This is a genomic window from Paenibacillus sp. 01T422 (genome assembly GCF_056398785.1).
On the sequence record NZ_JBFTQB010000189.1, the window covers coordinates 1 to 8,391 of the forward strand.

Sequence of the window (8,391 nt, forward strand, 5' to 3'; positions counted from 1 at the left end):
TCCGTTCGTCAGCCCCGTTATCGTGCTGGTGTTGGTCGAACCGTTCACCGTCGCGACAGGGATCGGCTCATACGAACCTAWWACAGTTCCTGCATAGATGCTGTAGGTGACCGCATCCGATACACCGCTCCAAGTGAGTGTTACTTGGCCGTCACCTGAAGTTGCGGAGAGCGCAACTGGCGCGTTCGGCTTGGCGATAGGCGTGGCACYYAAYTCRTTRGAGTATCTGCTGTACCCATCTGTGCTGACAGTCTTAATCGCAAAGTAGTATGTCGTTCCGTTCGTCAGCCCCGTTATCGTGCCGATGTTGGTTGATCCGGGGACCATCGCGACAGGAGTCGGCTCATACGAACCGGAAACGGTTCCTGCATAGATGTTATAGGTGATCGCCTCGGATACACCGCTCCAAGTGAGTGTAACTTGCCCGTCACCTGAAGTTGCGGAAAGCGCAATTGGCGCGACTACCTGTTTCACTGTTACCGCTGCAACGTTGCTCGTTACCGTGGCAGTCTTGGTGCCGCTTACGCTGCTATTCGTGTTCGTCACGACAACGTAGTAATACGTCGTTCCCGCCGTTATCGTCGGCGCTGCATACGTTGCGTTTGTTGCGCCGTTAATCGCTGTACCGCCAATCGTGCTGTTTGTTGTATTGCTATACCACTGATAGCTCAGCGTTCCTCCGTCGCTTATACTCGCTGCCACGCTCAAGGTCGGACTGCTGTTGCCTTCGTTCACCGTTTTATCTGTTGGTTGTGTAACGATGCTTGGTGTCATCGCATTTACTTCTACTTTTCGAACCAAAACTCCGTTATTCCCAACAACAATCCATTCATTATTTCCATAGATAACTTTTCTTCCGGATTGCGTTGAATTCTTAGATTCCTTCGTCCAATTGATTCCATCGTTCGAGAAGAGAATCGAGCTGATTCCTACGGCCGCATATCCGCCTCCTAATGAGCTATAACTCACATCACTTAAATCCGTAGTAACTGGTGATGTTGTAGAAAGCGTAGGATTCGTATTACTTCCGCTAGGATCGGTACGATAAATTTGTCCGCCATACCCTACTGCTACATATTTTCCTGAACCATCCGATGTCACACTTGTAAAACCATATATATCCGAGACAGTGGTTATCGCACTCCAATTTACTCCATCCGTGGATGTCATAATGGTTCCTGATAGTGAAGAAGCACCTATGCAGGATTTGACACACCCAACCATCATAAATTGCCCATTGGCAAACAAAACCTTACTCACATAAGTATTAGCATGCGTAGAAGCAGTCCATGTGCTAGCATTCGCAGAAACCAAGTAACCAGTGGCTGAATTACCCATTGTCATCACATACTTATTATTTCCATAGGAAATTGAGTTTATTGCGTAAGTATCAAATGAAGACGACTCGACGGTCCAATCACTTCCATTTAAAGAACTGATTAGCGTAGCGCCTGTTCCTTGAGTATCGTCTCTTGTTGGAGCAGCATAAAATTTCCCATTTAAAAATTCAATAGTATTTAAATTCCTATACATTTTGCTGCTTATATCCACACGATTCCAATTCACTAAATCATTTGATGTATAAATGAAACCTCTCTCAGAACTAGTAATAGCTACATATTGCCCATTGCCATAAGCAATGCTTAAAAAACTCTTTGTACTCACTTGCTGCCAAACATAGGTCGGGTCCGGGTCTGCAGCGGCACTCGCACTTGCGGGAACAAAAGCAACTCCCCCCAAAAATAAGATTATACTAATAACAAGAGCAATAATTCTTTGTTCATTTCGAAATACTCTCTCTCTCATCGTTCTCTCACCTCTTATAACCATTTCATCGCCTCTTCTCTATTTCGACAATATTCGGGTATATCTTACAATATGGCAATAAACAATGAATAAACAAAAAAGAGCTCATAAACCGAGCTCTTCTTCTATCCTTTGTCGTTTTAGTTCCAGCAGCTTGCCTGCCGCCACAGCGTCGCCCGTCTTCTCCAGATGCAGCAGAAGCAGATCGTAATACCGTTCCTGATAGGGTTCAAGCTCGATCAGCTTTCTCCATACAAGCTCCTTGTCTGTTCCCGAAACTTTCCCCAGCCACTGTTCGAGGCTCTGTGTGTACGAAGAGTGCAACTCATAACTTTTGTTTACCGCCCAGCCATAATGCTCCGCCTCGAAATAATCTCCCCGGTAGAGTGACAGTAATTCGCTGATCTCATGCGATCGGCGCCCTGTCATAAATTCCTCTAGCTTTGCTGCATCGCTGTCAATATTTTCGATCTTCAGCCAATACCGTTCATCAGCGAAAGCAACCATGTCTGGAAATCCAGTGTTCTTCAGCGCATTCCGCAGATTGTAAATCGTTGTATTTAACAGCTTCTGGGAACGCTCGGGTTCGCTGTCCGGCCATAAATCATCAAGCAATCGATACCGATATGCGGGGGTTCCATTATGATGCCACAGATAAGCGAACAGTTCCTTCGTTTTTTTCGTCCTCCAGGTCACCAGCTGCCGATCCGRACCGTACAACTCCATGCTGCCGAGAACGTTCAAGTGCAGTCTTCCCATTTCCTCCGAATCCGTTGGAAAATCAACCGAAGTCTGCCGTAACCCGCGACTTTCTAAGTCACGCGAGAGTCGGACCGCATAGCGATCTAACGTCTTCGCCAGCTTGTCTTTCGAAATCGGCTTCAGTAAATAGCCGAAGGCCCCTGTCTCAAATGCCTCGACAGCGAACTCCTGATGCGCAGTAACGAAAATAATATCCATACTGGCATGACGTCCCAGCAGATGCTCGGCGGCCTCCAAGCCGCTCATCCCCGGCATTTCGATGTCCAGGAAAACAAGATCCGGCTGCAGCCCCGACACTTGGCCGAGCACTTCAGTGATCTGCTGGAATTTGCCGACCACCTGTACACCACCGACTTCTTCCAGCACGATTTCCAACACGTCGAGTGCGATAACCTCGTCATCGATTAGAATTGCTCTTAGCATAGATTTCCTCCGGTAAATAAAGCTTGATTTGCGTGCCCCGATTCAGTACGCTGGCGATTTCCAGCTTGTGTCCGTAGATCATTTGCAGGCGTCGATTAACATTAGCAATCCCAACACCATGTGATTTGGCTTGTTCCAGCTGTTCTCGTTTCGTCTCTTCCATGCCTACGCCATTGTCGCTCACCGTGATGAGAACACCTTCTTCGCTTCGACACGCTATAATCTCAACGGTGCCTCCTGACGGTTTCGGTCCAATGCCGTGCCGCACGGCGTTCTCCACGAGTGGTTGCAGCATAAGCGGAGGAAGCCGGAAGTGAAGACCCTCTTCGATTAGATATCGGACGTGCAGCCTGCTGCCAAAACGCAGCTGCTCAATGGCCAAGTAAGCACGCACCAATTCTAACTCTTGCTCGAACGAAATCCGTTCAGCTTGAAAAACGAAAGTGAATTTCGCCCTTAAATACGTGGTCAAATGGTGAATAGTATCCCGCAATCGGTCGACGTCCTTATAGCTGAGTCCCACAAGCGTATTCAAACTGTTGTAGAGAAAATGCGGGGTGATTTGCGTTTGCAGAAAGTCCATTTCCCGCTTAACCGCTCGCTCGGACGAGCGTTTCATCGACAATAGCGACTGCATCCGCGCCTTCAGCTCCACCAGCTCAAACGGCTTCTGCAGAATGTCATTGGCGCCCGCCTGGAAGGAAGCCGTCATGTCGCTCACCTGGCCGGATGCGGTCAGCATGAGCACCGGAAGCTCCGCCAAGTCGTGCAAGCTGCGAATTTCCCTGCATACGTCCAACCCGGATAACCCAGGCATCATCAAATCTAGCAGCACTAGATCCGGCAACCTCCGACCCTTGAGCAGCGCGAGCGCATCCTCTCCACTCTCAACCGCCGTATACGCGTAATGAAGTGACGTCACGGCATCGATTAGCACTTTCAAATTGGAAGACTCGTCATCCACGATCAGAATGTCATATTCAGCGGTTTCGTCTTGACCGCGCATGGTTAGGGTTATCTTCTCAGCCATCTGCGGTTCCACATATTCACTGGCCGCTGCGGCTTCCAGCACTTGAATGGCAATCGGCATCGTGAAGGTGAATCGTGAACCGTGGCCAACCTCGGATTCGACATCCAGTCTTCCACCTTGCAGATCAACCAACTGTTTCGATATGCTCAGGCCAAGTCCCATGCCTCCCTGAGGACGGTGATCCTTCTCTTCCTGCTGCACGAAAGGCTCGAAAATACTCATCAGTCTGTCTTGGGGAATACCCGGCCCCGTATCCGCTATCGTGATGGCCAGCTCATCACCTAACGTTTCTGCGGAAATACGCACCGTGCCTCGTTCGGTATATTTCAGTGCATTCTCTAACAAGTTGTGCAAAATTTGCCGCAAGCGGTTTTCGTCTGCCTCCACCAGAGGAAGCGTGGCAGGAAGCTCGTTTATCAAGCGCACCTTGCGGTTGATCGGCGTTATCGACAACGTCTCCAGTACGAAAAAAACCGACATATTAACATCCACTTGCGTCGTTTGGATATGCAGTTGTCCAAGCTTGATTCGGTTCATATCTAGAATATCATGCACAAGCCCTGCCAATCGCCGCCCTACCAAATGCAGCAGCCTCACATTCTCCCGGTGTTCCGGTCTAAGCGGTCGCTCCAGGTCTTCAAGCAGCGATTGGGACAAATTGATAATCCCGTGCAGAGGTGTTCGTAATTCGTGCGACGTCTTGGCCAAAAACTCATCCTTTTGTTGGTCATAAATCAACAACTGCCGGGCAAGGCTTTCGCTTTTGTGGAAAGCCTCTTGAATTCTCTCCGACATCAAGTAAGCTTGCGAAAACAGCAGCAATAGCGGTGTAACAATCATATAATTTGGATTATCMATCGCTAACTGATAACGAAGGTGGGCGTAGATCCAGATAAAGAGAAGGAAAAATACCCCCAGCAAGATCGAGCCAGTCCCCTGAACCCCTCGGCTGCGGCCGCTAAAAGTAGCGTAAAAAACAAACAGTAAGATGAGGGCTTCCAGCGCCAAGGTTGTCCAAAGAATTTCAAGAAAATATTCGTTTGGCGTGAACAAGAAAACGGCAAAGAACACGATGAAAATCCAGCGCAGCGCATAGAATACACCGTTGTCCCGCCCTCCCAAGAATCGGTGCACATAGAGATAAAAAAAGTAAAATGACGTCAACGGCAGCAGGATAATCATTTTTTGCAGCCATAAGAATGAGAGAGAGGGGACAACGGTCGCCGCCAAAATCTCATCGTCGAAACTGTAAAATAAGCCGAGCGTCAAGCAGAAGATGCTGAAATGCACCAGATGCGGTTCCTTGCGCCATTGCTTGAACATCCCTATGTAATAAAGCCCGAACACAACCATAGTCGTAATCAAAATCATGTCGACCAACCTGGCATAGTCCTGACGGGCTACTATGTCCTTCGCCAAACCAAATTCCGGCGCCTGCACAAGTCCACCTTCGATGTATTTAAAGCTTGAAACCTGAACAATGATTTCGACTGTGYCAGCCTCGGCTTGCACCATCCCCAAGAACGGTAAATTGCTAGGCACGAATTCCTGCTCGGTTACTGTCGGTCGGCCGTTGCCGCCTACATCCGTTCCGTTGATTATCACCCGGCTGGACATACGGATCTTTTTTCCGATAAAGCCGTACAAGTCCTTCTTATCCACCTGCACAATCAATCGATAGGTGCCGGCTCCATACCCATCTCTTCCTCCCGAACTAACAACACCTTTCCAGTTGCCCGGTACACGTACGAGCTGACGCTTGCCCACAAGCTGCGGATTATCGAGGAAATCCTGCGAACCCAGTAGTCGCCCTTCATAGAACTCCCATTCCCCCCGAAGGGGGATGATACCCCGGGCAGTGAAATCCCACATTCTTGCGTTCAGCTCGCCGCCATGCGCTTGGGGATATTTCTCGGTCGCTGGGTTAAGCCAATCGTACAGAAAGAAGGACGTCATGATAATAAAGACGCCGATCATACTGAACATGCCGACATTTTTCATAAATAGATTTCTCCGCATCCAAGTTAACTCCATCTGACTCTTCCTTATTTTACCTTAATAAGGTCAGTATTTCTTTTACAGAATTATTAACAAATAATCGTTCAGGACGAGATTTCATGATCACAGTAAGTCCTATTAACGATATGACTAGTGTCTGTGCTAAACCCTTTGCGTTAATTCCGGCATCGAGCTCGCCTGAGCGCAAACCTCTTTCAATCGTTTCTTGAAATATGACCGAGAGATACATTTGGTGTTCCCTTGTTAGAATTTCAAATTTCTCATCATGAGGCGAAAGTTCCACCATTGAATTAATGCAAAAGCATCCCCAGTTCGGACTTTTCCCATATTCTTTTGCCACCATATTTTCAAAGAAGGCACGAAATGCCTCTTTAACCGAAGAGTGGTTTTGAAGACTGGCGCGAACAGAGGCAGCATGGGAACTCGTATATTTTCGCAGTGCAGCTTCAAATAGTCCTTTTTTATCTCCAAAGGTTGAGTAAATGCTTGGTCGCTGAATGCCCATTCTTACTGTCAAGTCGCTTAAGGAAGTAGCTTCAAAACCTTTCTCCCAAAATAATTGCATAGCAGCATCCAATGCCTTTTCCTCATCGAATTCGCGTTGTCGAGCCATTGCAACTCCTCCATTTCATACCAAACGGTATATTTATCATCTTATTTTTATATGATCGTCCTGTCAATGTTCTTATTCCTTCCAGGTTACCTTCTCAAGGAAGGCTCTTGACAGTTTTCATTTTCAAAAGTTATATTAAATGGACATCATTACATACTGATCGGTATGTTATTATTCGAATTTATTACCGTTGATTAAGGAGGCGTTATTACCGTGGATTCTACAGGCAAAAAGATTGAAACACCTCAAAGAGCGCTTATAGCATCAGCACCTGTATCTTTCATGTCTCGCAGTGTTACGCTTTTATTTGCAATCAGCTGCGGGCTGGCAGTCGCCAACATCTACTACGCGCAGCCCTTGCTAGACGCTATTTCGAACGAGTTCGGTATTACTCATTCATCCGTCGGCATTGTTATTACAATCACCCAAGTTTGTTACGCACTTGGACTGCTGTTTCTTGTGCCTCTAGGCGATCTCTTAAATCGACGTTGGCTGATCACTGGACAGATGCTAGTATCCATTCTAGCTTTGATAGCGGTTGGTACCGCCTCTACCAGCCTAGTATTATTCATAGGCATTGCTGCTGTTGGATTGCTTGCCGTAGTAACACAGACACTCGTAGCGTTTGCGGCTACTTTGGCTGCCCCAGCCGAACGTGGGCGTGTCGTCGGTGTTGTGACCAGTGGAATCGTAATTGGCATCCTACTGGCGCGAACTTTCGCTGGCGTATTAACGGATTTAGCCGGTTGGCGTTCTGTTTACCTTGTCTCTGCGGTATTAACGCTCATCATGGCCTGTGTATTGTTCCGGGTATTGCCGCATTATGTACAGAAGATAGAATCAATATCCTACCTACAGTTGCTTCGTTCTATGCTCATGTTGTTCGCACAAGAACGAGTCCTACGAATCCGTGCTGTACTAACCCTGCTGATATTCACCGCTTTCAGTATATTATGGTCTTCGCTGGTGCTGCCTCTCAGCGCTCCACCGTTTTCTCTATCACATACAGCGATAGGAGCGTTTGGTCTCGCTGGTGTTACCGGAGCTTTAGCCGCAGCACGAGCAGGCCATCTTGCCGATCGAGGTTTAGGACAGAGGACTACCGGCGTGGCATTAATGCTGCTGCTTATATCGTGGTTGCCAATAAGTTATACGCAACATTCGCTTCTCGCCCTAATCGTCGGTATTGTCCTACTTGACCTGGCCGTGCAAGCCGTACATGTCACCAACCAGAGCATGATCCTTACTTTGCGCCCCGAGGCACGCAGTAGGCTTACTGCCGCTTACATGATTTTCTATTCCATTGGCAGCGCCACCGGGTCAATCACATCTACCACTATCTATGCTTACGCAGGCTGGAACGGAGTGTGTTTGTTAGGTGCAATTGTTAGTGCCCTGGCTCTTCTATTCTGGGCATTGACTCGTCGCCCTTAATAAAAATTTTCCGCATAATAGCAATCCACTCTCGAACATGCTTTTAAAAGACGCAAAAAAAACAGGGCCTCAAGTAGGCCCCATCTGGCTTGTAACAATTCAATTGCTGGTTGGCTGATTGCTGAAGACGATGTGATTCAGCCGCTCCGTTTAACGAAACTCTCGCGGGATGCGCCGTGCTACCCCCGTTTGAATGGCTGCTTGGATGACGGACTCACGAATGCGCCTCACCACTTCCTGATTAAATACACTTGGGATGATATAAAGCTTGTTTAATTCCGATTGCGTTACGACAGAAGCAATC

The 8,391-nt window shown here is 47.8% G+C and carries 5 protein-coding genes and 1 pseudogene; 1 reads left to right on the forward strand and 5 read right to left on the reverse strand.

Annotated elements, in window-relative coordinates; translation table 11 throughout:
• The 4 genes from AC1DUA_RS12950 to AC1DUA_RS12965 form a co-directional block, all read right to left on the reverse strand.
• On the reverse strand, positions 1-1,806 hold a 1,806-nt coding region (locus tag AC1DUA_RS12950), incomplete at its 3' end, for a sialidase family protein (protein WP_477500150.1).
• 105 nt (positions 1,807-1,911) lie between these two features.
• Complete coding sequence (locus AC1DUA_RS12955; RefSeq protein WP_477500151.1) at positions 1,912-2,991, reverse strand: response regulator; 1,080 nt, start codon at positions 2,989-2,991, stop codon at positions 1,912-1,914.
• Complete coding sequence (locus AC1DUA_RS12960; RefSeq protein WP_477500152.1) at positions 2,966-6,055, reverse strand: hybrid sensor histidine kinase/response regulator; 3,090 nt, start codon at positions 6,053-6,055, stop codon at positions 2,966-2,968. Before AC1DUA_RS12960 ends, AC1DUA_RS12955 begins: the two co-directional genes overlap by 26 nt.
• A 16-nt stretch (positions 6,056-6,071) precedes the next feature.
• Entirely contained in the window at positions 6,072-6,653 is a 582-nt protein-coding gene (locus tag AC1DUA_RS12965) for a TetR/AcrR family transcriptional regulator (protein ID WP_477500153.1), read from the reverse strand.
• 282 nt (positions 6,654-6,935) lie between these two features.
• On the opposite strand from AC1DUA_RS12965, the gene AC1DUA_RS12970 reads away from it, so the two are divergent.
• Positions 6,936-8,087 (forward strand): MFS transporter, encoded by a 1,152-nt coding sequence (locus AC1DUA_RS12970; protein ID WP_477500154.1) that lies wholly within the window; start codon positions 6,936-6,938, stop codon positions 8,085-8,087.
• 150 nt (positions 8,088-8,237) lie between these two features.
• Here the strand turns inward: AC1DUA_RS12970 and AC1DUA_RS12975 are convergent.
• Positions 8,238-8,391: pseudogene (locus AC1DUA_RS12975) on the reverse strand (NAD-dependent malic enzyme); the annotation flags it as partial.

Excerpts from the sequence above, each read along its gene's own strand:
- AC1DUA_RS12970 (WP_477500154.1), top strand. The coding sequence starts at position 6,936 with ATGTCTCGCAGTGTTACGCTTTTATTTGCAATCAGCTGCGGGCTGGCA.
- AC1DUA_RS12965 (WP_477500153.1), bottom strand. The coding sequence starts at position 6,653 with ATGGCTCGACAACGCGAATTCGATGAGGAAAAGGCATTGGATGCTGCT.